General features: G+C 42.4%; 24 protein-coding genes and 4 pseudogenes. 19 read left to right on the top strand and 9 right to left on the bottom strand.

Annotated elements, in window-relative coordinates:
* The 5 genes and pseudogenes from FPZ49_RS37615 to rpmJ all read left to right on the top strand — a co-directional run.
* Positions 1 to 174 (top strand): YetF domain-containing protein (locus tag FPZ49_RS37615; RefSeq protein ID WP_391563870.1); only part of this gene is annotated, 174 nt, incomplete at its 5' end.
* Positions 175 to 949: 775 nt separating this feature from the next.
* Positions 950 to 1,228 carry a tyrosine-type recombinase/integrase gene (locus FPZ49_RS36995; RefSeq protein WP_261381608.1) on the top strand — a complete coding sequence of 93 codons (279 nt, stop codon included), beginning with the start codon at positions 950 to 952 and terminating at the stop codon, positions 1,226 to 1,228.
* Between the two features lie 127 nt (positions 1,229 to 1,355).
* On the top strand, positions 1,356 to 1,532 hold the full coding sequence (locus tag FPZ49_RS37610) for a CBO0543 family protein (protein WP_391563869.1): 177 nt from the start codon (positions 1,356 to 1,358) through the stop codon (positions 1,530 to 1,532).
* A gap of 37 nt (positions 1,533 to 1,569) precedes the next feature.
* A complete protein-coding gene (locus FPZ49_RS37310) occupies positions 1,570 to 1,695 on the top strand; it encodes a hypothetical protein (RefSeq protein ID WP_315899204.1) in 126 nt (41 codons plus the stop codon).
* A 104-nt stretch (positions 1,696 to 1,799) separates the two neighbouring features.
* Positions 1,800 to 1,906 (top strand): annotated as a pseudogene (rpmJ, locus tag FPZ49_RS25315) (50S ribosomal protein L36).
* 436 nt (positions 1,907 to 2,342) lie between these two features.
* Here rpmJ and FPZ49_RS25310 read toward each other — a convergent pair.
* On the bottom strand, positions 2,343 to 3,338 hold the full coding sequence (locus FPZ49_RS25310; RefSeq protein ID WP_144852420.1) for a DUF3231 family protein: 996 nt from the start codon (positions 3,336 to 3,338) through the stop codon (positions 2,343 to 2,345).
* A 424-nt stretch (positions 3,339 to 3,762) separates the two neighbouring features.
* Here FPZ49_RS25310 and FPZ49_RS36030 point away from each other — a divergent pair, with 424 nt between their 5' ends.
* Positions 3,763 to 3,921 carry a hypothetical protein gene (locus tag FPZ49_RS36030; protein ID WP_186446086.1) on the top strand — a complete coding sequence of 53 codons (159 nt, stop codon included), beginning with the start codon at positions 3,763 to 3,765 and terminating at the stop codon, positions 3,919 to 3,921.
* Positions 3,922 to 4,731: 810 nt separating this feature from the next.
* On the opposite strand, the gene FPZ49_RS36470 is transcribed toward FPZ49_RS36030, so the two are convergent.
* The 3 genes from FPZ49_RS36470 to FPZ49_RS25300 all read right to left on the bottom strand — a co-directional run bounded on the left by FPZ49_RS36470 (position 4,732) and on the right by FPZ49_RS25300 (position 7,711).
* Entirely contained in the window at positions 4,732 to 4,923 is a 192-nt protein-coding gene (locus FPZ49_RS36470) for a hypothetical protein (RefSeq protein WP_222429968.1), read from the bottom strand.
* 90 nt (positions 4,924 to 5,013) lie between these two features.
* On the bottom strand, positions 5,014 to 6,582 hold the full coding sequence (locus FPZ49_RS25305) for an IS1182 family transposase (protein ID WP_144852418.1): 1,569 nt from the start codon (positions 6,580 to 6,582) through the stop codon (positions 5,014 to 5,016).
* Between the two features lie 493 nt (positions 6,583 to 7,075).
* The gene (locus FPZ49_RS25300) at positions 7,076 to 7,711 is read right to left on the bottom strand and encodes a peptide-methionine (S)-S-oxide reductase MsrA (protein WP_144852416.1); all 636 of its coding nucleotides are present in this window, start codon (positions 7,709 to 7,711) and stop codon (positions 7,076 to 7,078) included.
* A gap of 571 nt (positions 7,712 to 8,282) precedes the next feature.
* Here FPZ49_RS25300 and FPZ49_RS37605 point away from each other — a divergent pair.
* Entirely contained in the window at positions 8,283 to 8,465 is a 183-nt protein-coding gene (locus FPZ49_RS37605) for a YetF domain-containing protein (protein ID WP_391563868.1), read from the top strand.
* On the opposite strand, the pseudogene FPZ49_RS25290 reads toward FPZ49_RS37605, so the two are convergent.
* A pseudogene (locus tag FPZ49_RS25290) lies at positions 8,454 to 9,289 on the bottom strand (IS110 family transposase); the annotation flags it as partial. The gene FPZ49_RS37605 and the pseudogene FPZ49_RS25290 sit on opposite strands and share 12 nt — an antisense overlap.
* A 371-nt stretch (positions 9,290 to 9,660) precedes the next feature.
* Here FPZ49_RS25290 and FPZ49_RS25285 point away from each other — a divergent pair.
* Positions 9,661 to 10,731: a WG repeat-containing protein gene (locus tag FPZ49_RS25285; RefSeq protein ID WP_144852412.1), complete on the top strand. Its 1,071-nt coding sequence runs from the start codon at positions 9,661 to 9,663 to the stop codon at positions 10,729 to 10,731.
* Positions 10,715 to 11,047: pseudogene (locus FPZ49_RS25280) on the top strand (IS1595 family transposase); the annotation flags it as partial. The gene FPZ49_RS25285 and the pseudogene FPZ49_RS25280, both read left to right, overlap by 17 nt.
* 990 nt (positions 11,048 to 12,037) lie before the next feature.
* On the opposite strand, the gene FPZ49_RS25275 reads toward FPZ49_RS25280, so the two are convergent.
* Complete coding sequence (locus tag FPZ49_RS25275; protein ID WP_144852410.1) at positions 12,038 to 13,171, bottom strand: hypothetical protein; 1,134 nt, start codon at positions 13,169 to 13,171, stop codon at positions 12,038 to 12,040.
* A 224-nt stretch (positions 13,172 to 13,395) separates the two neighbouring features.
* On the opposite strand from FPZ49_RS25275, the gene FPZ49_RS25270 reads away from it, so the two are divergent.
* The 5 genes and pseudogenes from FPZ49_RS25270 to FPZ49_RS25250 form a co-directional block, all read left to right on the top strand.
* Complete coding sequence (locus FPZ49_RS25270; protein WP_144852408.1) at positions 13,396 to 13,779, top strand: hypothetical protein; 384 nt, start codon at positions 13,396 to 13,398, stop codon at positions 13,777 to 13,779.
* Between the two features lie 336 nt (positions 13,780 to 14,115).
* Entirely contained in the window at positions 14,116 to 14,742 is a 627-nt protein-coding gene (locus FPZ49_RS25265; protein ID WP_144852406.1) for a stalk domain-containing protein, read from the top strand.
* Between the two features lie 422 nt (positions 14,743 to 15,164).
* Positions 15,165 to 15,995 (top strand): VanW family protein, encoded by an 831-nt coding sequence (locus FPZ49_RS25255; protein WP_261381607.1) that lies wholly within the window; start codon positions 15,165 to 15,167, stop codon positions 15,993 to 15,995.
* Between the two features lie 332 nt (positions 15,996 to 16,327).
* Positions 16,328 to 16,495, top strand: a complete 168-nt coding sequence (locus FPZ49_RS36025) for a hypothetical protein (protein ID WP_222429967.1) — start codon at positions 16,328 to 16,330, stop codon at positions 16,493 to 16,495.
* Positions 16,496 to 16,677: 182 nt separating this feature from the next.
* A pseudogene (locus FPZ49_RS25250) lies at positions 16,678 to 17,292 on the top strand (IS3 family transposase); the annotation flags it as partial.
* A gap of 121 nt (positions 17,293 to 17,413) precedes the next feature.
* On the opposite strand, the gene FPZ49_RS25245 reads toward FPZ49_RS25250, so the two are convergent.
* The 3 genes from FPZ49_RS25245 to FPZ49_RS37600 form a co-directional block, all read right to left on the bottom strand.
* Entirely contained in the window at positions 17,414 to 17,908 is a 495-nt protein-coding gene (locus tag FPZ49_RS25245) for a hypothetical protein (RefSeq protein ID WP_144852402.1), read from the bottom strand.
* Entirely contained in the window at positions 17,886 to 18,377 is a 492-nt protein-coding gene (locus FPZ49_RS25240) for a hypothetical protein (protein ID WP_144852400.1), read from the bottom strand. Before FPZ49_RS25240 ends, FPZ49_RS25245 begins: the two co-directional genes overlap by 23 nt.
* A gap of 74 nt (positions 18,378 to 18,451) precedes the next feature.
* Positions 18,452 to 18,940, bottom strand: a complete 489-nt coding sequence (locus FPZ49_RS37600) for a CBO0543 family protein (protein WP_391563867.1) — start codon at positions 18,938 to 18,940, stop codon at positions 18,452 to 18,454.
* 236 nt (positions 18,941 to 19,176) lie between these two features.
* Between FPZ49_RS37600 and FPZ49_RS25235 the strand changes: the two genes are divergently transcribed.
* The 5 genes from FPZ49_RS25235 (at position 19,177) to FPZ49_RS25215 (ending at position 22,827) form a co-directional block, all read left to right on the top strand.
* The gene (locus tag FPZ49_RS25235) at positions 19,177 to 19,632 is read left to right on the top strand and encodes a DinB family protein (protein ID WP_144852398.1); all 456 of its coding nucleotides are present in this window, start codon (positions 19,177 to 19,179) and stop codon (positions 19,630 to 19,632) included.
* Positions 19,633 to 19,791: 159 nt separating this feature from the next.
* Positions 19,792 to 20,268 (top strand): UPF0158 family protein, encoded by a 477-nt coding sequence (locus tag FPZ49_RS25230; RefSeq protein WP_144852396.1) that lies wholly within the window; start codon positions 19,792 to 19,794, stop codon positions 20,266 to 20,268.
* Between the two features lie 341 nt (positions 20,269 to 20,609).
* Positions 20,610 to 21,326 (top strand): hypothetical protein, encoded by a 717-nt coding sequence (locus FPZ49_RS36020; protein ID WP_222429966.1) that lies wholly within the window; start codon positions 20,610 to 20,612, stop codon positions 21,324 to 21,326.
* On the top strand, positions 21,326 to 22,360 hold the full coding sequence (locus tag FPZ49_RS25220; RefSeq protein ID WP_144852394.1) for a hypothetical protein: 1,035 nt from the start codon (positions 21,326 to 21,328) through the stop codon (positions 22,358 to 22,360). Before FPZ49_RS36020 ends, FPZ49_RS25220 begins: the two co-directional genes overlap by 1 nt.
* Positions 22,357 to 22,827, top strand: a complete 471-nt coding sequence (locus FPZ49_RS25215; protein ID WP_144852392.1) for a hypothetical protein — start codon at positions 22,357 to 22,359, stop codon at positions 22,825 to 22,827. Before FPZ49_RS25220 ends, FPZ49_RS25215 begins: the two co-directional genes overlap by 4 nt.
* The last annotated feature ends 369 nt before the right edge of the window (positions 22,828 to 23,196 follow it).

Below are 23,196 nucleotides of genomic sequence, written 5' to 3'. Positions count from 1 at the left end.
GAAAACCTCCGCCATGCCGGATATGACGATAAGTGGCTTCAAAAGAAGCTCCGTGAGCAAGGAATACAGAGCATCGAGGAAGTGTTCTATGCAGGAGTCGACGGCCAAGGAGCATTGTACGTTTTGACTCGAGATAGGGCTGGCATTGAGAGTGGTAATATATATATTCAATAAAAGTGGAAGGGGAGAAGCAACCAGCAGCTCATGGTTGGTTATTCCTCCCTTTTGCTCATGTTTTTCTAAGGAAATACAGCAAAATACATAAACGGAGTATGATGTTCAGAATATAAACCTATTCGAAAAATGATTTGAGCGCAAACGTGGAGCTATAACGGATTACAGTAGTTCAACAAATTTAATACGATTATCCGGATTACCCCCTCCTAAACATTGTGAAGCTAATAATAAATAGCTACGGGAACGATAAACGCTTTCTGGGTTTTAGTCCGCATACGTTAAAAGCTTATTTCCTACAGTTTAAAGTGCTGGTCCGCGAGATTGAAACCTAAACATCGAAGAAGTGTCATTGGAGTTGCTAAAAGGATATTTGACAAAGCAGTCACAACGTTTAAAACTGAGCAATCTAGGGCACCGTATTCGGTTCCTTCGATCTCTGTTTCGGTTTGCATTTGAAGAAGGACTTATTGCTAAAAAACCCACGACAAAGCTTAAGGAACAAAAGATGTAGAAGCGGATCCCGAAGTTTTTAATCGAAGAGGATGTGATTAATCTCAAGATAACCTGTGATTCCCCGCGAGAGCACGTACTCTTGGAGATCTCATATTGCACTGGTTGTCGCATAGGTGAGGTTCATAAGTTAAAAGACATCAACTGGGAGAGCTGCTTCGTGATTGTGCACGGGAAGTGATCGAAGCAACGGATGTGTATTATGCAACCGAATGTAAGGTCTGGTTAAGGAGGTACCTTGAGAATCGGGAGGATTCTTGTTGTGACGCCAGCCCTTCCAGCGCGACGATTGGCCATATCCACAATACGTTATTTGGTTAAGAAGCTTGCAGTTGGTGGAGAGATTGCAGTCAACGTGTATCCTCATCGTTTTCGTCATACTTATGCTTGTCACTTATTTGATAATGGCGCCCCTTTAGATTTTATTCAAGGGATGTTGGGCCACGAGAAGGCATCGACAACACAAATTTACGCTCAGTGCGTGGGGAACGTCGGAGAGAATTATATAGTCGGTACTTTTAGGGGTCAGAGTCTCCGCTGAATAAACGGGCAGGAGAGCTCAATAATAATATCTGGTATATTGGAGATAATGAGCGCATCTCACTTGAACGAGGTGTTACATTGTTTTGACATTGGACAGAATCATATTGATCGGTATATGGATTATAATGAGTGTGCTTTTAATTCTGACGGTCCCCCGCAATAAAATCCGAGAGGCGTTCGTAATCTTCTCGTTTAAACAAATGGAAACCTGGTTCCTTGGGCTTGTAGTTGTGTATTACAACCTACTTGAATACCCTGTTCGCGAGTTTGCCGATGTAGCAAAGAACAGTTTTTTCGTTTGAGTATTTCATCTATCCTGCTATTTGCGTCGTATTTAATATGAAATTTCCAGCCAAAAGAGGAATCATTCAGAAAATACTGTGGTTTCTGTTTTTCCCAAGTTGGATGACGACACTGGAGGTATTATTAGAGAAGCACACTCACCCACAAGGATCTCCCTTCTGATAACCTTTTACGTGGACAGGTCGTTTTATCTCTGGTTTATCAGGAAGCAAACGGGGGGATAATATCCGCTAGTGGGCCGAGCAATAAAAAGGAGGGAAACTATAATAAAATTTAGACTATCAGTAAAACATATATGTTAAAAATGTAAAAAGATAGAGGAAATGGTATTATAATGGTGATCTGCGAGAACCCAAAACACAAACAAAGATAGGGCTAATCATTGGCCTTCAAAAAAACACGGTAGCATAAACTGAGGCCACTGAAGAACTAAGCTAAGTTTATCTTACTGTTACATTGCGTAAGGCAAAAGAAGGCATTTGGCCGAAACTTCGGTGCAGATGCCTTTTTTTGAGCTATATCATCCAGATTAGCGGGCATTCCTAGTCCACTAACTTCAAAATCCGTTTGAGATTTACGGCGAATATGGCCATGGCCCCTTGCAACTGCATGCAAAGCAGACCCGAGGATGTGGCGACATCAGGAAACAAGTTTTTACTGAAAGTCCCGACATAGACAATACGTTCTGAGTCGAGCTCCCGTAGGGCATGTACCGGCATTCCTTGATAACGGAATTCACTGTCGTAATCATCTTCAATAATATAACAGCCGGTTTGTCGGGCGTAATCTATAAGCTGAATGCGACGCCCTTAGGTTACTAAGGCTTCTCGGTCAGCTGCTAATGGAGGTTGTTCCATCCAACCTTCCTCTATCATCAGGTTCCATCCATCTTCGATGTAAGTTTTCGCCTCCAGCATAATTCGACCAAACATAGCGGCCAGATCGCGTCTTGTACATGCGGCTAATGAAATTCCATAATTACCGAGCCCGGACGAACCCAATAAAGCCACATGGAACAGCATCAGCCTTTCCGAAAATGGAGGTTCGGTACAATCAGTAACTTCCCCATCAAAAGTTGGGGGAATTGCAACATCTTCTTTATTCAATGCATCCGATAATTCGCTGACGTATTTATTACTCAATTCTTTACCTCTTATAAAATATTCCCTCAATCCTTTGTTTTGGGTAACTTGGCTAAAACCCATCATTAATGCTTTGCCATTTGCATTGGATTGGATATTGTTGAAGAGTTGGTTGATTTCAAAGACTGTTAAAGGTCTTTTGTTACCGAAGAATCCAGCAAGAAAGCTTTGTTTTTTAACAACATCAGCTTCTTTTGGTGCTGGCACGTAAGGTGAGTGTATATAGATGCCTTTCGAGAGCATGAATTGGGTGCTTTTCTGATTTATAATTTGCAAATCATTCACAATCTCATTGTACATTTGCTGGATATCAGTACGTGATGCTTCAGCAGATGAAACCGCATAGGTAATTAATGCAAATTTCGCCATGCCGGCAATGTAGTTGACATAGAAAGTGTCCGAATACAATCTATGGCCTCCAGGAAAAATATCATCAGAATTTATTCCTCTTGGGGCTGGGATATTTTCTTCTTTGAAAGCCGATTGAAACCGATGCAAATGTTTGCCGGAAAGGGAATGAGTGTACTCGACATAAGACTTGATTTCTTGATCTTCAATATTGCTTAGAAAATATTGGAGCATGTGATGTACTATAGAAATGAACACACAGTTGCTCCAAAGGCTGGCCATTTCTGCAGAGCTTAATCGTGGTTTTTTAGTCATTGTTCTAATGCCTCCAACGGTTATAATGTGATTATTATCTTACTACCACCATTGAAATATGCAATATTCGAATCAAGTTAGATTCGCTGGTACTACCCCAGCTTGTGTTAACCGACAGCAGCACAGGGTTGTTATTTAAACGAATCTCAAAATCTATTAAATTGCGCATAACTCTTGTTAGACGGAATCATTGTAATCTAATCGGAACGTGTTTGCTGTACTATACATACAAAAAATTATTATTTAATGTCATTAATAGTAATTTTATAAGCATATTTTAAATTATTTAATGAGATCGTTGCTTATTATGGCTAAGCAATTCAGAATACCGTTTGCTCAAATTCAATGAGTTGCAACAGTCTATGAATAATAATAATTGCACATTGGAAAAGATAACCTATACTCAATAAGGAGGGAATTGAGAATGCCCAATGAGAAAATTGATATTGAGACAGATGGAGATCCTGAAACAATTTATGAAGATACTGCTGCTCATGAGCATACAGAAGAGTTTATGGTTGAAACTACAACACAAATTCGTTATGACGATGTAAATGATGACGTGATCGGAGTAGAATATTAATTTTCAAAGAAATTTCATCTTAGTATCCTGATAATGTGTCGGGATTTTTCTATTGAATTGGGCTTTATTGCAACTGTTACATCAGACTCTGCGATGTCAGTTGCGACAAATGACGAATGAAACCCAAACCGTAAATGCATATGCTTACAAAGATGTTAAGCAAAACAAAACCCATCGATAAAACGCGATGGGTTTTATTTTGCGGGGAAATGATATACTGTTCTTGTCATTTGTGATATAATGTCCGGCGACACAAACATAGGTGTTTTGGAAATCGCCTTAAATTGGGGATTTTTATTTGAAAGCACACATGTTTGTGTCGCGAAGCCACGACACAAACATGTGAGTATAATCGTTTTACGACACAAACATATGCGTATAATCGTGAATGAAATTGACGTCGGGTTATAAAACATTATCTCATTCAAAATGGCTCTCTGTGAAGCGAAAGAAAAAATAAAACATCGTTTACTCAGCCCTAATGAAACATGCTAACCGCAGGAGGTTTGGTCTATTTGACGAATAAATCCTTTCGGAGGAGCCAACACCCTTGAAAGAGCACTCTACGATGCTTCAAGAATTATATCACTGGCTGGTATATTATTCTATTAATCGGGAAATGCTAGAAATGAAGAATAGTGGAGGCAAAGCTAGAGTGGCGCCCGAAGGCCGAGCCGTTTTTCCACAACGCTTCTCACGAATCCTGAAGGAACCGCGGTCCTAAAGGAGACATGTACATACTGTAGATTGTCCGGCTAAGACAAAGGGAGTAGCTACCCTTGGTCTTTTCAAGGTATGAAACCAACTGTCTTAAGCATGCGCCATTTTCGAGGTAGCAGCTGCCATCAAAAACGGCTTTTCTTTTTGCCTCTGGGGTCTTAGCACACGGAATGAATTATTGCCGCCGTTCAACATTTCATAGCCCGCTTTTGTGAAGTAGTGAGTGAGCGGACTTTGGCCTAATGCATAAACATGTATCTTTTGGATATAAATAAAATACATCCAGATCAACTCTCGCAGAGGGTGTCTCAAAAGCAACTTTATGAGACAATCTCAGCGACAAACAAGGTAAACAGTTGAAAAAGTAAGGAGCTAAGCGGCATCTTCTCGCTTAGCTCCTTGCTTTTTTGCGTCCACCGATGCTTTCTTGAGCAAATTGTGGGCAAGCGAAAGCCACCCGACCTCTAGACTTACTTTGGGTAAGCCACGAAGCAGAAACCTTTTGAAGCCTCGGTTGTTCTTCATATCGCCAAACACAGGCTCGGGTTCAATCATACGCCGGACGGCCAGCGCATACCCTTTTTCACTACGGAGTTTTTGCCTTGCTTGGTTCTTTAGCCGTAAATATTTCAAGCTAACTTTGACTTCACGATCACCCTGGGCTTTCGTACACTGCGGTTTTAACGGACAGCCTTCACATCCAGCACTTCGGTAATGACGGTATTCAATTTTGTAGCCACTCTCCGTTTTTTCCTTACTCACTCTGCGGAAATGGAGTGTTTGCCCCGCCGCACATGTCCATGTATCTGCTTCAGCGTCATAAGTCCAGTTGTCAATTTTACTTATGTCCTTTTGCCATGCCTTACTTTTTTCGCGATGGTAGGTACTGTATTTCACGATGGCGTCGACTTTGTTTTGTTCCAAATAGTCGTAATTTTCTTCGCCGCCATAGCCTGCGTCAGCGATGACGACACCTGGCAGCTTGCCGAGTCCGGATTTTATTTTTTCCAGATGAGGAATGAGGCAGCGCGTATCGGTAGGCCGCTGGTGCACACTGTATCCGAGGATAAATTGATTTTCGGTGCCGATCTGCACATTATAGCCCGGCTTGAGCTGACCGTTTCGCATGTGGTCTTCCTTCATACGCATGAACGTGGCGTCTGTGTCGGTCTTGCTATAGCTGTTCCGATTCCCTAAAATCTCTTCTTGCAATTCATACTTTTGGAGGCGAGGGAGGAAGTCTTTTCGGAGTTTCCGCACGGCTTTCTTGAGCGGCTTGTCCTTGGGCTTTTCTTGCAGTCTCGCTTCTAACTGCTTGACGGCGATCTCCAGCTTTTCGCTCGTGATCTCCGAGGACTGGCCAAGCTCACAGAGATCTCGGCCGCCATGAGCCCGATCTTCTTGCTTCTCAGCTTCTTCGATGGTGGCAAACAAGGTTTGCACTTTCTCTTGAAGCTTGGCCTTATGCTTTACGACCGCTTTGCCCCAAACAAACGTATACCGGTTGGCATTGGCTTCGATCTTGGTTCCATCGACAAAGTAGTGTTCGAGTTGAACATACTTTTCGTCCGCCAAAAATTGAAGAACCGCGGTAAACACCGTCTCTAACACGTCTTTCATCCGCTCGGAACGAAAACGGTTGATGGTGCGGAAGTCCGGACGCTGTCTGCCCGCGACCCACATGAACATGATGTTCTCACGCACGGCTTTAGCGATTTGACGGGAGGAGTAAATGCGCTGGGTATAGGCGTAGATGATGACTTTGGTCAGCATCTTGGGGTGATAGCTGTCTCGGCCGCCTCCGGGATAAGCCGCATCAAAGATGGTATCGTCCAAATGATTCACGGCAGCATTCACGACGCGGACGAGGTGATTTTGAGGAATGTCCTCCTCTAAATCCATTGGCAGGCAAAGTTGATCCATGGTATATTTGAGATACAAAGAAATCTCTCCTTTTCGTAAATGGTTGGTGGTACTTCCATTTTACCAAAGAGAGATTTCTTTTTGTTTAAAAAATGAGAGGCTATCCCTCAGTCATTATATGACTTATGGGACAGCCTCTTTTCCATTAACGAATCAATCCAACCACGTTAGCCACTTTTACATATTTATTCAAGCGAATCAGATATTCATAGTACCCACGCATCTTTTTCTGAATCTCTTCTTCCGCTCTTTCATACATTGAGACCATGAATCGAAACTTATTCCCATAGCTTTGGATGAAATTTCCGGTCCTTGAGGGACCGAGATGATGAAATGATAAACTTTATTGCCAAAATACGTAGTCTCGAACCGAACAGTCCAGGGCACCGTATTCGGTTCCTTCGATCTCTGTAGCTTAGGGAACCAAATCCCGAAGTTTTTCATCGAAGAGGATGGATTAATCTCAAGATAACCTGTGTAAGGGTCGTGGATGGAGAGAATGCTTACCACGCTACCACCTAATCCCTTGAACTAAACGGATCAGCGTAGCCCGCTCGTCTTCATCGATCGGCCATTTTTGGATATCCTGGATCACAAACGTCAGGTTGGTAAAGCCTTTCGCCAGACCGTTTAAGCGCGCAGCCAAGGTGGCGTTCGTCAGGTCCTCGGGAGTAGGATAGAGAGGGCCTAGCTTCCGAACAGCATCAGGATATCGCTTTAAATAATACTTTTGGTGCCGTTCCTCGGCTATATAGAATCCCTTAAAGGAAGCGATCTCTGTCTCCGTTCTACCTTTCCCTTCACGCCGGCGGTCTTCTATCACCTTAAAAATGATGCTTTGCTGCAACTCGTCGCGGTATAAGACCAGGGACAAATATTGCCGTCCTTTATATTCATTGATGTTCGGAGGATGATGGTGATCCCAGAACAGACCAAGAATGGCTTCTAGACTTACCAGTCCGGGATCAAAATCAAGCTCCACCGTCTCGGTATGGTCGCCGAGCATCCGATAAGTCGGAGCTGGTGTCGTCCCGCCTGCATAGCCTACACGTGTTCGAATCACCCCGGGTAGCTGTCCGAATAAGGCGTCAGGGCTCCAGAAGCAGCCCATACCAAGAGTGATGGTCTGGAAGTGTTCATTAATCATTGATGGACGGTCACCTCGTAACATGTCTATGAATTATTATGTGCAAACAAGGATGGAAGGTCTACACTGGACTACAAAAAATAATTCTCTAGCAAACCGACACAGAAAGGGGGAAGAAAATGAGTGTGAGGCACGTTCATGCTCATCCGAAGCTTTCTAAGCTTTCAGAAAATGTACAGTACATCAGGCATTGGGTCAGCTGATTCTCCGTATTTTTTTGAACTGCTAGAAACCAGCTAGGCAGCAATGTTTATCGTACTTATCTTGCGGTCGGACCTACACGAATAATCTGGAACATTCAGGTCACAATATTTGATGGACGTAACAAGTAAATATCAAAGAGGTGAGTGGCATAGAGTGGTGTGGACGGTTGTATCGGCGCTTAGCGCTTATATTTATCTGCACCTAATTTGCCGAATCCTTGGTCGCAAAATGTTATCGCAATTCAATTCAATTTCTTTGATTTCGCATCGGCCATTACGATTGGCGCACTGACAACCGAAGTAGCGATTCCAACAAAGGAGTGGATAAGGGTGCCATTGCGGTCGGCATTTTTACCGCTCTTACCTTGATGCTGGATTACTTCATCCAGAAGTCTCCTGGTCTCCGTGGTTTCGTAAATTCCAAGCCCAAAATGATCATATACAAGGGGCAAATCGATTCCCAACAACTGCGCAAAGCAAGGTTGACCCTTGATGAGTTGCTAACAATTCTTCGCCAAAAAAACGTATTTCATCCAGGTGATCGTTTTTAGCTGCTGGCAAGCAAGGTCGTATTCATCGAGCAGTTGCTTTAAATGAAGCTTGTAAGCATGCGTGGCTTGTTTAGATCCAACAGAACGACACGCAAGTGAGATAAGCACTCGAGCCTTACGCTCACCAGAATGCCGCTTCATAAGGGTTTTCCAGCCAGTAATGACGTCTTGAGGTTGCAGCTTGCTCAGTTCTTCGGGCGTTGAGAAAAGACGTAGAGTAGCTAACGAACCGGTGCACATTAAGCTCTTGAAAACTTGCCGCAACTCAGGGAAAACAACATCGACCCAGCGATGGATTTGGTTTTTGGCACTCACGAGTCTCGTTACGACAGAGTCGCGGTTTGAGAGGAAGACTCGAAGTTCTTCAAAGGCTTCTGGCGTTTTGCGAGTGAATGAGTAGTAGCCGTTCTTAACCATATCGGCAATGACTAGCGCATCCTTTTTGTCACTCTTGGATGGCGTATTGTCGCGGTTTTCCTTATTCTTTTTTACCAGATGAGGATTGACGAGAACCACTTCAAATTGACGCTCAGAGAGCCAGTTGGAGACGTTCAGACGTTCAGCCAGTAATGGCCGGTTGGTTCCATACCAACAATGGCAGCAGTTAGGCTATGAGCAGCTTGTAGCGAATGGATCCACTGAAGCAGGCTCTGAAAGCCTTCTTCATCGTTCGAGAAGGATAGGGGATGGCCAAGTGCAATCCCTCGATAGTTAACCGCACGTGCGACATGTATTTGTTGAGCGATGTCTATCCCAACGACGAGATGCTGAGCGGTAATTTTTTCAATGAGTTGATTTTGTTTGTCCTGCGATTTAAACTTCATAGTAGAGCGTCCTCCTGGATGATGGGATTTAAAGGGCTATGACCCGTTGCGTACTCCCATCGTACCGAGGCGCTTTTCTTTTTACAAAGACGAAAATTATCCATCTACAGGAATGCTATTGGGTACGATAGTTGAAAAATGAAGATAGCCGGCGAGATGATTCGGCTGGATTTAGAGTTGAAACGCTGTACTAGGCTACCTAGGGGATGCTGGTAGCCTTTGTTTAGTTTCACAATGAATATTCAATAAGTATTAAGACATATGTATTATGCCAAGTTAGAATATGGTCGTGGTAAAATATTAGTGAAATTATTCCAAAATAGGATCCGACAACCTGTGTTATGTAATTTATTGTTAAGGGGATAGGTGCGATGAAAAAGCTAATCAGTCTAACTTTAACACTGGTTATACTACTAAACTTAATACCTAGTGCTATTGCGGATACAGATAATAATATCATGACGCCCGATATTCCCTCACTTAATACCACCCTAGGTTTAGGGGCATTTCATAATGGACTAGCCTGGTTCAGGACAAGTAGTGTCAATGGCATGGATAAATATGGATTTATGAATCATGCTGGTGAGGTAGTCATCAAGCCGCAATACTCATATGTGAGTGATTTTAATGAAGGATTGGCGATGGTTAAAACTTCTCTCTCTCACTGGCAGTTCATCGACAATACAGGGGAGGTAGTGTTAGATTTAAATACACCATATTTGCAAGTTGAAAACTTTAAGGACGACCGTGCCCTTGTTCTCAAATCCTTTCCCGATGGAAATATCAAATACGGTTATATTGACAAATCTGGTAAAGAAGTCATTTCTGCGCAATTTCAATTTGCGAGATCCTTTAGCAATGGTTTCGCTTTTGTAGTAAAAAATAACAAAATGTGCTTCATTGATGTGAATGGGATCCGGATTTCTTCCGAGTACGAGAATTATGACTCCTATTTTAGAGATACGGATACTAATTTTTTTAAACCAGGGGATTTTATCGATGGGGTTGCCAAAATGGAAGTTATGGGACTGGATGCCGTATCTATATTTGAAATTAATAAACAAGGGGAAGAAATGGACATACCAGATATTTTGAGAAATTATCAAGAGTTCTATTACGACCCAAGTGGAAATGGTCTTGCTTGGGTATACAAAGACAATTTGATCGGACTCGTAAATACCAAGACAGAAAAAGTTATTTTTGAACCCAAGTACAACTTTAATGATTCATATTACGGGGGCTATACTTTTCATGAAGGTTTGGCTGCTGTGAAGGCTGATACTGGTTGGACTTATATCGATGTGAATGGTAATTGGATGTTTGACCCCATTTTTGATCGTATAGGTCCGTTTAGCGAAGGGGTAGCTTATGTCGAGGTTAAAGGAAAAGACGGTGTGTATGGCTATATAAATAGCCCGTTGAAACGGCAGGCGGAACATTAACGAACGCAAGCCGCGCAAACGCGGCGACAAAGCGAAGCACCGTGGTATCAGCAACGACCAAGTCTGTGTACTGGTCGCACGAGACCGTCAAAAAATGACCTTCTCTGGCATACTTGGGCGTGGACGCATCCGTACAACGAAGCTGGATGAAGCAATCGGCTATCACCTGTCAAGTTCCAACGTGCTTTGTACGAATTCCTTGCGCGTTCAGTTCTTATGTGCAAATCAAAAGGGATTGGTGTATTACCGATTCAAGTCCGATGGAAAACAACGCGTCAAAGGCGTTTACCATATCCAGAACGTCAACAGCTACCACGTTTAAGGTACTATCTCCTCCAGATAAAGTTGTAATTACTGAATTCCTCGATACGATTAGGTCGAGATAAACTAACGGACAATTTGATAGCTCAATTAAATACACTACGAGGTTGCCACGGATTGAACGGTAGCCTCGTTCTAACGGAGTACGATAGCGTGGAGTTGCCAAAAGGACAGCTCCTCTTTGACCTTCATTGAGGTAACGGGCAGATTATTTAGCTCAATAAAACAGCGGTAGCCTAGGACTTATTTTCCCATCCAAGGTTACCGCTGTTTTATTTATCGAGATCAGTCTAAAACATATTTTCCGAAAGCCGGCTTATTAGTCCTAAAACCCACATAGGATCAGAAAACTCAGATGAAAGCTTTATTTTCATTTAAATGAAGTGCCAGGTACTGAAGGTTCCTTTAGTATGAGAATCGCAACATCCAAAATAGATCTCTATTGATTCCTTTATTGTAGATGTAATCCTTCGGCACATGGAAGCTGAACGTTTGTTTATTGCTTAAGACAGCATTTTTATCGTCATTGACCGGTGTCGGTCGGGCTGCCCAGTAAATGATCATCTTTGACTCACATCCCTAAAGGTTTCATCCTTGGGTGTGAGAGAAGCGGCAGAATATTCTCTCCAACGGACATGTGTTTTTGCAGCGGCATTTGTCACGGAGCCGCGATTGAAAACCACATCTGTGTTCGTATGGTTGTGTCCATTTTCTGAAACTGAAGTGTATCAGTGTCTGTTTGTTTCTGTATAGCCGATATTCATAGGCAGTTTAATTCTCGCGATGTATTGTCCGAAAGGAACCTGCTTTCCTTCTGAATCCTGTTGATTCCAGTCGAATTTCAGCAACTGCCCTGACATCCGTTTGGGGAATGTGAAAGAGAGCTCCGGCAGTGAGCCCGACCATACGGTTTGCCACTCGTTCGCGTTGTTCCGGTCTGTTACTCTTACGATTTCAATCTCAAACTTGGTAGAAGCGGAGAGGGTTAAAGCCTTATCGCTTGCATTAACAACATAAAGTTTAGGCTGACCGGATTATGGAATTCAAATAATCCATTGGAGTTGGTACTTCCGATATTTTCCACTGTTATCGACGGGGCGAATGGTTCTCCTCGAGAGCCAACAGATGACGGGTCAAATTGAAAGAACGTCCATGGTGCTTTGACCGTTTCCGTAGTCGATTTAGAAGGGGGAACATATTTCAAGGGATCGGCTCCTGGCTCTGTGTTATAAATCCAAACATCTCCCAGCCAAGAGCTATGAATGTGATGCCAACCGCTTCCCCGCTCAAATTCAGTCACCACTTGCGGAGCCAATTGTCCAAGCACGTTTGCCCTAATATTTGGATGCTCGTAGATGGCGATCTGATCAGTAAGCACGAGCTTGTTTTCAATTTGCTTTATGTCCATAGGATATCCGATTTGTAAATTGACCCAACGAGGACCCATCCATGTATCAATGTAGAACCATTCATAATTAAAAGATTGATGAAATTGAACGTCCTGCGGTGAAAGCCAGCCAACGACCTCGGAGCCTGCATCAGGCAATTCGAAGATGGGGGTTTTCGTTTTCAGACGAATAGAGGAGTTGATATTCGTTATTTTTGTTTTCAAATGATCAATAACCCGGTGAACTGGATGTATCCATTTGTAACCGAGCCAGGTAGAAACAAGGTAATAGCCGTCGTCGGCAAACAAAACCTGTAAGGATTGAGGAGAGATGGTGCCATCACTTCGGCTTCCTACTGATTTGCCGCTGTATAATTTCTCCTCACCTGTTAGAAACATGGCGTCGTAATAATTTTCATTGAATTGAGGATTACGGATACGGATCCACTTATTACCTGTGTAGGTTTTGATATTAAACCAAATGAATGAATTGGAATCCGTATACAGCTTGGAAGCCCATCCGGACTCCGCATCAACAACTTCAACAGATTGGGGAGCAAGTCCAAATATCTCGCTTCCTCCGATTCCGTCATAGACGGTTGTGACCGATTCCGTTAGCACAATGGTTGTGGGGAGTTGGCGTTTCTCCGAAGAGGCGGCGTAGGATCGGGAGCCCAAAATGCCGCAAAAAAGTAGAACCCCAGCAGTAAAAACGATAAGTGCTTTTTTCATATCGTTCTCCTTTCGAAGTTGGACATAATTGGATATATAATTTGACGTGTAAATTCGGGCAAAGGTTTCATTGCAAGGTTGTCTGAATTCATTAATATTTGATACCTGCAGGAGCTGTTTTGTTGCGACTCTTTTTCTGATTTGTTCAAGTAGCGGTTGGATTAACGCAATGTGAAACTTAAAACTTGTACATTACGTCTTCTTATTAAAGGAGAGTGGTGAGTATGAAAAAGTTTATTTTAGGTGCTTTGGTTTGTGTTGTTATTGCTGTGCTATCGGCATGTTCTAAAGATAACTCCCAACCACAGTCGCCAACGACAAATACTCCCGCAACAGAATCTATCGTGGTAGGCACTTCATCATCATGCGATATTGCTCCTAAACAACTGACTCTGGCTGGGAAAACGTATCTTCTATCGAATAACTCCAAAGCCGAGGAAGGACCAATGAAACTAGCCTACATTAAGTGCGAAAAAGGGATATTTACGATGGGCGATGCAGATAGTGGTTATGTTATATTTAGCGCGGGTACAACTAATGATATTTACTTGGCGGGAGGACGCACTGAAAAGGGACTTCATCAATTTTATTCCTTAGGAAGCAGCTAAATCCCCAGTAAATTAAGAGAGGTTGGCAATGATGTAAGACAACCGAAGAATATTCAATTCACACAAGAACAAATAAAAGAAATGATCGGAGATCATTACACAGAAGTAACTGGTGCAACGCTAGTTGCAGTAAACCAGGGAGCAGACCGCCACAGCGACTGCTCCCTATTTTGTTGGAGTAAGGGCATTTGCTCAAACAGAAAATTTATCCTCAATAGGTTAAATGGCTCGATAAAATAAGGTGTGATTTCTTTTCATTTCATTGTAACTTACAGTTTGTACCAGGAGTCTAACTTATGTATAGTTTATCCGAATCATTGATGGGAGTGGTCTTTTTTGAAAAAGTTTATTCTTGGTTTAGCGTGTGGGATTGCATTGACAGCTACGACTGTCGTTTATGCCGCAGACACCATTGAAGCATATTTGTTTCCTACAAAATTTGAAGTGAATGGACAAAACAAACAAATTGGAAAAGAATATACGGTATTGAACTATAACGGTCACGCTTATGTACCTGTACGTTTTGTAGCAGAAAGCTTGGGGCTTGGAATAAGGTATGCAGACGAAGACAATGTGATTTCAATTATGACTGAGCCAACTAACGTTGATGAAGTAACAAAAAAGGTTTGGCTGGTCCAATACCGCATAACTAACGGGGTGGATAGAAATTATGTAATAGGTCTTTTAGGCGGTCCAAGCGTAGAACGTACGAATGATGATTCACAACAAGCGGTTTGGAGATATGATATATCGCCGATTCAAGGATATAAATACGATGATTTAAACAAAATTGACGTTAAGGGCCTTGAACAAGGAGACATTAGAGCTCAGATTTTCATTCATTGGTCTAATGAAGGCAAAGTTGAAAGAATTGCATTGTGGTACACAAATGATAACGATAAATGGATTCACGTGAACTATTTATACGAAGACGGGTCAACCACAGATGCTATATACGAATAAACTGACAAAGCATCATTAAGAATGGTGCTTTGTCACTCCGCTAACGGGTAGTATAACGAAGAAACATATTGAAGAGAAAGACGTCTAATAATTTGGAGGTGTATTGCAATGAGCGAGAGCGAAAAAAGCAATATACAAAAGGATGAATCCCCTACAGTTGTTGATTCATTCAATAGTGCAACGGACCATTATCATAAGATTATGGGAATGCCAAACAAAAGGGCGGACCTCAATGCAATGCCTAGGTGGTTAAGGTCTTTTTATTACTTTATTGTTTGCGTTATCGCTGTTGGGTTCATTTTTTTCTTATACACCTCGATATTTAAGTGACTTTATTAAACTAAAGGGAATTCAGATGAATTAAGAGTCGTTATCATTTCTTTTTTCACTAATAGACGGCAGATTAGTCGAAGGAGATTGTTATGAAAATGGTTATTTCGGTAAAAAAGTGGGTGCTATACAAGTTCCCGTTTCTATATAAGGCAAGAGTGGCACAGTTACAAACTCGTAGGCGCTTTCAAGATGTTTTGGTATGGTGTCAGTTTGCCCGACGTAAATCTGCTGTCGAACTGCCTTATCGCTGCGCAAAGCACAAATCCGTACTGAGGAGGACGCTGCAAGGCTCCGATCCGCAGTTGCAAGAGAACAAAATTACTAATTTACGCATCGCTCTGGCGCATATTGACGGCATTGTAATCCGTCCTAGAGAGACATTTTCATTCTGGCGCCTCGTCGGCAAACCGACGGCTCGCAAAGGGTATATCGACGGTCTCATGCTCGCTTACGGCGAGGTTCGCACAGGAATCGGGGGAGGACTGTGCCAGCTGGCGAACCTCCTATTTTGGCTTGCCTTGCACACACCACTGCAAATTAAGGAACGCCACCACCACAGCTTCGACCTCTTTCCCGACGACCGCCGCACTGTACCGTTCGGAAGCGGTACGAGCATCTTTTACAATTACTTGGACCTCCAGTTTTTCAATCATACCGAGCATACGTTCCAACTCAACCTATGGCTTACTGACACTCATTTGGAGGGGACGGTTCGCTGCGATTCCTTGATGCCGTCATTCTATCGGATTGAGGAACGAAATCACCGCTTTTACGAATGGAACGGGTTATGGTATCGTGAAAACGAAATTTGGCGGCTGGAGCTGGATAAGGTTTCAGGCGATGTTTTAGCTGAAACAATGTTGCTGCATAACCGGGCTGAAGTCAAGTATGCGGTACAGCAGGAGAAAAAAGTGACGTAAGTTTGTGGAGAGATCACTCCGTTTCAAGTTACCACGAGGATACCACGGAATTAAACGGACAGCATTGTTAACCTATTGGGTACGGATAGTGTGGCGATGGAACCGACCCATCGCTTCTTTTAGTTTCGGTTGAGGTCGATGAGCTAACGGGCAGATTAGTTCCAATATATGGTACAATAAAACCGATCATATTCATTCTATTTAAGGGGCTTATTATGAAGGTTGTGAGGGCTACAAAGGATGACCTGAACGATGCAACTGCATCCTATCTTCAGGTAACGGTGGCGTAAACGCAGGAAGCAACGGTAGATATCTCTGAGAGGATGAGTGAAATGACAGGGAACCTGTTTCGAGTGCTGTTCATTGTGGTGATGATCGCCGTTATCGTGAGTGTCGATATACTGTACTTAAGGCATCACTTTGCGACCCGGCTAATCGTCAACATCGGAATAGTTGCGGTGTTTGTCACCGTCTATTTCATCTTTTTCAAGAAATCGTAAGCAAAGTACGACAGATTCTTACGTCGTTAAAGGGTACTATTGGAAGCAGCTGAGCTATCCGCTGAAGTAACGGATACGAGATAACTTCATGATGAACAGGCAGTCGGCGCTTAGGCTCTAATTAAAGATGTGATTGGTGATGGTTTTTTGCGTTAAGTTAAGGTTGGTGGAAGAGGGTTCTACGTCTTATGCAGGAGTTAGGTATTAAGGCAATCATCAGGCGGAAGTATGTTCATCGGACGAGTTATGAAGCAGCTGTATCAGATGGAAGGATCGCCGAGAACCTGCTGAAACGGGATTTTACGGCCGATGGCCCTAATCAGAAGTGGGTAGCCGATGTAACCCAATATCGGGTCTTTGACGATAGGATCTACCTATCTGCAATCAAGGATCTATGGAACGGAGAAATTATCGCGTACCACATCAGCAGGCGCAATGACAATCCGCTTGTTTTAGAGACATTTAATAAGGCATTTGAAAAACATAAAGACGTGACTGGATTGATCGTTCACAGCGACCAAGGATTCCAATACACGTCTCATGCTTATCACGACATGCTGCCAAAGGTTGGCGCCCAAATCAGCATGTCTCGCCGCGGCAATTGTTACGACAATGCCGCTATGGAGAGCTTCTTCTCCCATTTGAAAGTGGAAGCTCTCTACCCCTATGATATACGAAGCATTGAAGAAGCACAAAGACGAATTGAAGAATTTATTCGCTTTTATAACGAGGAAAGAGCACAAAGAAAACTAAACAAGCTGACGCCGGTTGAATACCGACGCCAGCTTGCAGCTTAGGGCTTTTTTCAATGTCCACTAAATGGGGTCTTGACCAAAGTTCGCTAAGGGGACTTTTGTTTTTTAATATAGACAACCTTTTATGCTGATAAGGAAACGGAGTCGGAACGCATTGTAGCGATTATTTCTTCTCCTTCGCTCGATGGAATTCGTTCATTAGGATTCGAAAAACGGCGACGATCATTAGTTGGACGATAAGATAGACAAGAAAAGAATACTTAAGCGACCATCCCTTGTAAATGAATACACCGAAGGCTGTGGAGAGTGCCTCGAAAGCTGTCCCGAGCAACGTCCACCCGAAGACATAGAAGGGGATGCCAAGCCCATTGATTTTCCACTTGTCGTAAAAGTAAATAAACAAATAACCGGATATCGGGTACATACCCCATGTCGGCAGTTCGGATAACGTTAGCCAAGGGTAAATGTTCGTATCGTAAAGATCGATGGGCGGGACGCCGATCGAATGATCCATACTTAAAGCGGTAGACAGACTCAGTATCATAATGATAACCGATACGCTTCTGGGCAGTCGGATCGGCAAACGGAAAACAAGGAATGCACCGGCAGCAAATATAAGAATATTGAAAATGAAGTTAATTGCGGGGAATAGGACCATGCGAAATCCCGTCCTTCCTCATAAGAAAGCGTATGAACTTTAACGAAGTTAAGGCCGCAACAAGAATGAGGGACTTGAATGGAACATATAGCCACATACCGGTCGGAGTGACTTGAACAACCCCCCATTTATGAAGAGTCCATCCTCCCGCAAGGATGAGTACAAAGATGGCCAAATAAGAAGCCATTTTTAGGCCAAATCCCCTCAATGCTTGCATTTTATCTGTCGCCCATGTTAGGAACAGCGGGATTAATATGACGGCGTAGACAATGCGAATCAGGGCTTTTTCCTTGCTATCAGGCACCGAGATCCAGTGACGGTTGACTAGAAAGAAAGAGTAGATCGGAACGTTTACCGCCGTCACGGTAAACCAGACAGCCAAAATTTCAAATAAGTGAAGCCGCTTGTCTGTCAGACAAAAAGCTGCCAAAGCCAATATGGTGAAGGATACAACTGCTATCATTAGCATGCTCTCAACCACCGTTCCCCTGTAAGCCGTCATATAGTTTCCGGAAAGTTCCCTCAAAATTTGCAGTGTGCAGATTACAAATAATCAAAGATCCACATAAAACCAAGTGTAAAAAGAATAGAAAGCATCAGCGCTACAGGCGGTTTTTTATAATGGAGAAATAGCATTGGGAACATTATAATGTAGAAAATCACACTCCAGTACATGTTCCATCCGTTAAAATAATCCATCCGGTCGGTCAGGAAAAAAATGTACTCGATGGCAGAAAAGACAATGATCCAAGCTGCCCAGTACAGAGATATATGCCTCCACCGAAGAGGATGGTAGGATAAAAACAAAATGGTCATGGAAGGTTCTACGATATAAATAACAATGATGTCCAGTAGCCCTTGGGGGACGAGCGAGGACTTATACAACCAAAGGGGGGTTGTTTTTACGATATAACTGTATAGCAGATTGAGCATCACCATATATAGAATCGTGGGGTAAAACTCTCGCCACTTAGACCACTTTGCGTAGCGTAAAGCTAAAAACAAAAGAATTCCTGCGAGAGAAAGAGTCATAGTACACATAACCTCGTTACCGTGGCTGCACCTCGGTGTAAATTTGTTACTGCATTCATTCTTTACATTTTGCATGATTTTAAACTCTAAAAAAGACTAAGCTATCGGGATTCGATAGCGTGGCAATGGAACCGCCCAATCGCTTATTTTAGGTACACGTCGCGAAGCTAACGGGCAGATTGGTTGAGCAAAATAATGTCCATTTATAGAAATGATACGAAGAGGGGGAAACTGAAATGAAGACGATCAAGCGTATGATGGACCACCTGTACTGGGCGGACGGACGCATTTTGGACGCGCTAGAGGAGAGTGTGACGAACAACAAGGACCTTCTAAAGCTGGTTCGGCACGTCGCAGTCGCGGAACGAGTCTGGCTGTCCCGATTGCAAGGCAAGGGCAGCGCGCAATACTCGTTGTGGGAGGAAACGGAAGACCTGAAGGCGATCCGGACGATGTTCGAAGAGAACGCCGAGCAATATCGCGTCTATATAGAAGGGCTCGAGGAATCCGAGTTGGACGAGATGGTTGACTATGCGAACCAGAGTGGGCTTCCGTTTCGAACGTCCGTCCGGGACATCCTGTCGCAGGTCCTCTTACATGGGCAATATCACCGGGGACAGATCAATCGGGCAATTAGGATCGAATCGGCAGAGCCCGCCCAAGTCGATTACATCACATTCACGAGGCTCTAACGGGTCCTAATAATCACCATCACTCGGAATGGGATTGGCATTAACCTTACGGGTACGAGATAGCTCGCTCGATAAAAATGTAATGAAGCTGCCGATGAGGTAGCTTTGTTTGTTTTTTGGGGTATGATGTTTGTATGAATCCATAAGGAGCAAAGGTAAATGAAAAGAAAACAACCAATCAAGATAGACGATCTAGTCAATGAAATTGAATTGCATATTGATGATTCTTTTACTTTTATAAACACTAAAACAGGCGAAGTTATTACATTAATGAGAGAAGAAATTGGGGCTGCAGAGGATGAAAAGCCAATTGAGAAATTTCCTGAATGGCAAAGGGAGAACATTGAGAAAGCCATCAGCATAATTGAGGATGAAGACGGAGTTTACGTTGACTTCACATTAAGAAACAACTTCAATGAATATGAAATTATGGAGGACTTTATTGTAAGTCTTAATAATCAGAACGTTCGAGAAAAGCTGTATGAAGCCATTCAAGGTAGAGGAGCATTTCGAAGATTTAAAGATAAAATTATAGAATTTGGTGTTGATAAACAATGGTACAAGTATAAAGAAAATAAAACTAAAGAATTAGTAATTGAATGGTGTAAGGAGCACAACATTGAATTCCAGGATTAAGAACAGATCTTGTTGTTTATGCCGTCGATTGAGAAGGGACTAAGACTGAGAGCAAACAACAACAGACTGCCGGGCACAATTCGGCAGCCTGTTGAACTATCGGGCAGTTTAGCGTGGTTGTAGCCACGGCAAAGATATTCCTATATACAACGTGACTTGTTTAGCTATTTTAAGATCGCTTCTATAGGGGAATTAAAGCCTTATCACGTTGAACAATATGAACGGGTCAGATTATCCCTGAGCACTCAGATCGGCAGCGCCAATCGATTCTCACTGGATATAATACTTTTGTATTTAATCTAAAGAAATGGTTAGGAACACAATTTACTGAAGAAATCCAATTGAAACTTACATCTTATATGCTACCGCACATGCCATTTGATAATCGAGACTTTAGCGCAAGGGCCAAAGCTAATAGCGGCGCAAAGAACAAACGGAAAGAAGATACATCCGCTATAACGCCGTTATTGCCCGAATTAAGAGCCGTAGGGCATTTGAGGTGGAATCAGATACACCGTCTGAGAGAAGCCTTCAAGAGGATAGTGACCGCCGCTAAGAAGGAGAATAGGTCTCTTCCTCTTGATTTCTACTATGATGAATCTGAGTATGCAAATGAACGATGGTATTTTGTTTTATGGAATGTACCTAGTTTTGAACGAGAATACGAGGGGAAAAATGGCTATCTAGAACAAAGAAAAGACGAATTCTTTCTAGAGTTCATTCGAGTAGAAAGGTTGCACTGGTTCGTTACATCCATGTTGCGAGGGATATACGAGACATCAGGAACAACTGGTGATATCGAAGATAAGAAGAAGCAACTTATTGAATACATGAAGTGGAGAGACCCTGAAACACTTCAAGTTTACGAGCATTATTACGATGAATCGAAGTTTCGTGACCTGCATGAGAAGCTCCAAATTAGCTACATGGAAAGGGAAAAGGAGTTTCTTAATTCGCTTAAATCGCGAAAAAAACAAGCCACAACAGTATCCGTTCTCAATTTACCTGAAAGCAGTTCAGATTGGTTAGATGAATTTTACGAAGGAATGAATGATTAGTGACCTACAACTTAGACCTACTTGAAGAACATCAAAACAAGCTATGGGTAAAGCTCCTAGCCGGTAAAATCCCAGATGAACTCGTGGTGTTATCAAACCCAGATGGGGCATTTTATTGGGATCAAGTGAACGAAAAGATCCTAAAATATTTCGCAAAGCAGTGCTTAGATCAACCTTGGGTTAACCACTTCGCACTAGCTATCCTCTGTCTAACAGACCGCAATCTTACACCAGCCTCAATCATGAATATCACTAGTGTACTGAATGCGCGGTTTCGTGACTTGTTTAGCTATTTTAAGATCGCTTCTATAGGGGAATTAAAGCCTTATCACGTTGAACAATATGTAACGGGTCAGATTATCCCTGAGCACTCAGATCGGCAGCGCCAATCGATTCTCACTGGATATAATACTTTTGTATTTAATCTGAAGAAATGGTTAGGAACACAATTTATTGAAGAAATCCAATTGAAACTTACATCTTATATGCTACCGCACATGCCATTTGATAATCGAGACTTTAGCGCAAGGGCCAAAGCTAATAGCGGCGCAAATAGAAATCCCGGATTATTAATTCAAGGACTCTATCTAACCAGAAAACAACGATTAACAAATAAGCTGTTTATTAATATAGAGCCTCTGTATATAGCTTGCATGTTTGCTCGTTTTGCTTTGGACATAATTACTTCATCTGGGGCCAGAATCAATGAGCTGCTTCAGATTAGCTACGATAAGGATTGTTGCGTAGTTACCGTTGATAACAGCGTTAATCCGCCACAAAAGAACTATATATTTCGATTAACACCAAAGGGGAAAGAAGAGCCAGAAAATTATTATATGCCAGAAGAAGTATTTAAGTTTATGACCGAAATCGTCAAGACGCTGAAGGAAGCGTATCGATCAGATAAACTGCCTGAGGTTGAATATGATGTTGAGACTAGAAAACATCTGATGCCAAGCAGGAGATATATATTTCAATATCAATCGCGACACATTAACGTCTTTACGATAATACCAAGAGGATGCAAAATATGAATCCAAAATCAAAATCGCAAATAACAAATAAGAAGCAATGGCTTGAAAAGTCTTATGAAAATCGAAGAAAACGTTCGTTTCAACTAGGAGTTTCAGCGATTGATATGTTGCTAAAAGAAGGAAAATCAGTTTCATACCGGTCAGTATCTAATATGTCAAAGGATATTGATTCTGAAGGAATTGGAATTCATTCAAATACAATATTAAAGAATAAAGAGCTTCATGAATATTTTCTTAAGCACAGCAATACCAAGAAACCGATAACGAACCGAAAACCGATAAAACTTGACGCAGAATCCACGGAACAATTCAAACACGTCAAAATAGATCGGGATCTTGATAAAGTCCAGCAGCGCTATATGCAGCTCACAAAGCAAGAACTTGTTGAGATACTGATTCGAGCTGAACAATATATATCTAATCAAAATCAACGATGGCTAAAAGATGAATTTGAGAAATATCAGTAAAGAAAAAAAGAAACGGTTCAGTTAGTGTGTGTAACACTAACTGAAACAACCGAACTTATTATTTTGATATTTAATCATCAGTATATGGTGTGTAACATCATATACAAATGTCGGGTGACAAGAACTTTATATCATTAATTGCCGCGGAAAAGGGACTGTTGACAAAGTATGGCTAGGGAGTAAGTTCCCTAGCCATACTTCAGTTTTTGGCATATTTTCTCTTGAATTGTTGCGATTTGCGGTGGTTAACTTCCCCCTTATACCGCTCTTATCATACGTTTTATGTTTAAAGCCAATGCGGAAAAAAGGCAATGTTCGGTGGCGTTCCGAATGCCCTTCTTGTAGGTCTGTGTGAGGTTATGACATCTT

It is taken from the genome of Paenibacillus cremeus, assembly GCF_007786445.1.
GTDB lineage: Bacteria > Bacillota > Bacilli > Paenibacillales > NBRC-103111 > Paenibacillus_G > Paenibacillus_G cremeus.
The sequence above is the reverse complement of the archived record's forward strand: the minus strand, read 5'-3'. Positions and strand labels throughout refer to the sequence as shown.

Bases quoted from the DNA above. Each gene is read 5' to 3' on its own strand.
- FPZ49_RS25270 (WP_144852408.1), top strand. From the start codon at position 13,396: ATGAAAAAGTTTATTTTAGGTGCTTTGGTTTGTGTTGTTATTGCTGTG.
- FPZ49_RS25285 (WP_144852412.1), top strand. From the start codon at position 9,661: ATGAAAAAGCTAATCAGTCTAACTTTAACACTGGTTATACTACTAAAC.
- FPZ49_RS37605 (WP_391563868.1), top strand. From the start codon at position 8,283: ATGCTGGATTACTTCATCCAGAAGTCTCCTGGTCTCCGTGGTTTCGTA.
- FPZ49_RS25255 (WP_261381607.1), top strand. From the start codon at position 15,165: ATGAAAATGGTTATTTCGGTAAAAAAGTGGGTGCTATACAAGTTCCCG.
- FPZ49_RS25235 (WP_144852398.1), top strand. From the start codon at position 19,177: ATGAAGACGATCAAGCGTATGATGGACCACCTGTACTGGGCGGACGGA.
- FPZ49_RS36470 (WP_222429968.1), bottom strand. From the start codon at position 4,923: ATGTATTTTATTTATATCCAAAAGATACATGTTTATGCATTAGGCCAA.
- FPZ49_RS25310 (WP_144852420.1), bottom strand. From the start codon at position 3,338: ATGACTAAAAAACCACGATTAAGCTCTGCAGAAATGGCCAGCCTTTGG.
- FPZ49_RS25215 (WP_144852392.1), top strand. From the start codon at position 22,357: ATGAATCCAAAATCAAAATCGCAAATAACAAATAAGAAGCAATGGCTT.
- FPZ49_RS36025 (WP_222429967.1), top strand. From the start codon at position 16,328: ATGACAGGGAACCTGTTTCGAGTGCTGTTCATTGTGGTGATGATCGCC.
- FPZ49_RS25230 (WP_144852396.1), top strand. From the start codon at position 19,792: ATGAAAAGAAAACAACCAATCAAGATAGACGATCTAGTCAATGAAATT.
- FPZ49_RS37310 (WP_315899204.1), top strand. From the start codon at position 1,570: ATGAAATTTCCAGCCAAAAGAGGAATCATTCAGAAAATACTGTGGTTT.
- FPZ49_RS36030 (WP_186446086.1), top strand. From the start codon at position 3,763: ATGCCCAATGAGAAAATTGATATTGAGACAGATGGAGATCCTGAAACA.
- FPZ49_RS25240 (WP_144852400.1), bottom strand. From the start codon at position 18,377: ATGCTAATGATAGCAGTTGTATCCTTCACCATATTGGCTTTGGCAGCT.
- FPZ49_RS37600 (WP_391563867.1), bottom strand. From the start codon at position 18,940: ATGACTCTTTCTCTCGCAGGAATTCTTTTGTTTTTAGCTTTACGCTAC.
- FPZ49_RS25300 (WP_144852416.1), bottom strand. From the start codon at position 7,711: ATGATTAATGAACACTTCCAGACCATCACTCTTGGTATGGGCTGCTTC.
- FPZ49_RS37610 (WP_391563869.1), top strand. From the start codon at position 1,356: ATGAGTGTGCTTTTAATTCTGACGGTCCCCCGCAATAAAATCCGAGAG.
- FPZ49_RS25275 (WP_144852410.1), bottom strand. From the start codon at position 13,171: ATGAAAAAAGCACTTATCGTTTTTACTGCTGGGGTTCTACTTTTTTGC.
- FPZ49_RS25245 (WP_144852402.1), bottom strand. From the start codon at position 17,908: ATGGTCCTATTCCCCGCAATTAACTTCATTTTCAATATTCTTATATTT.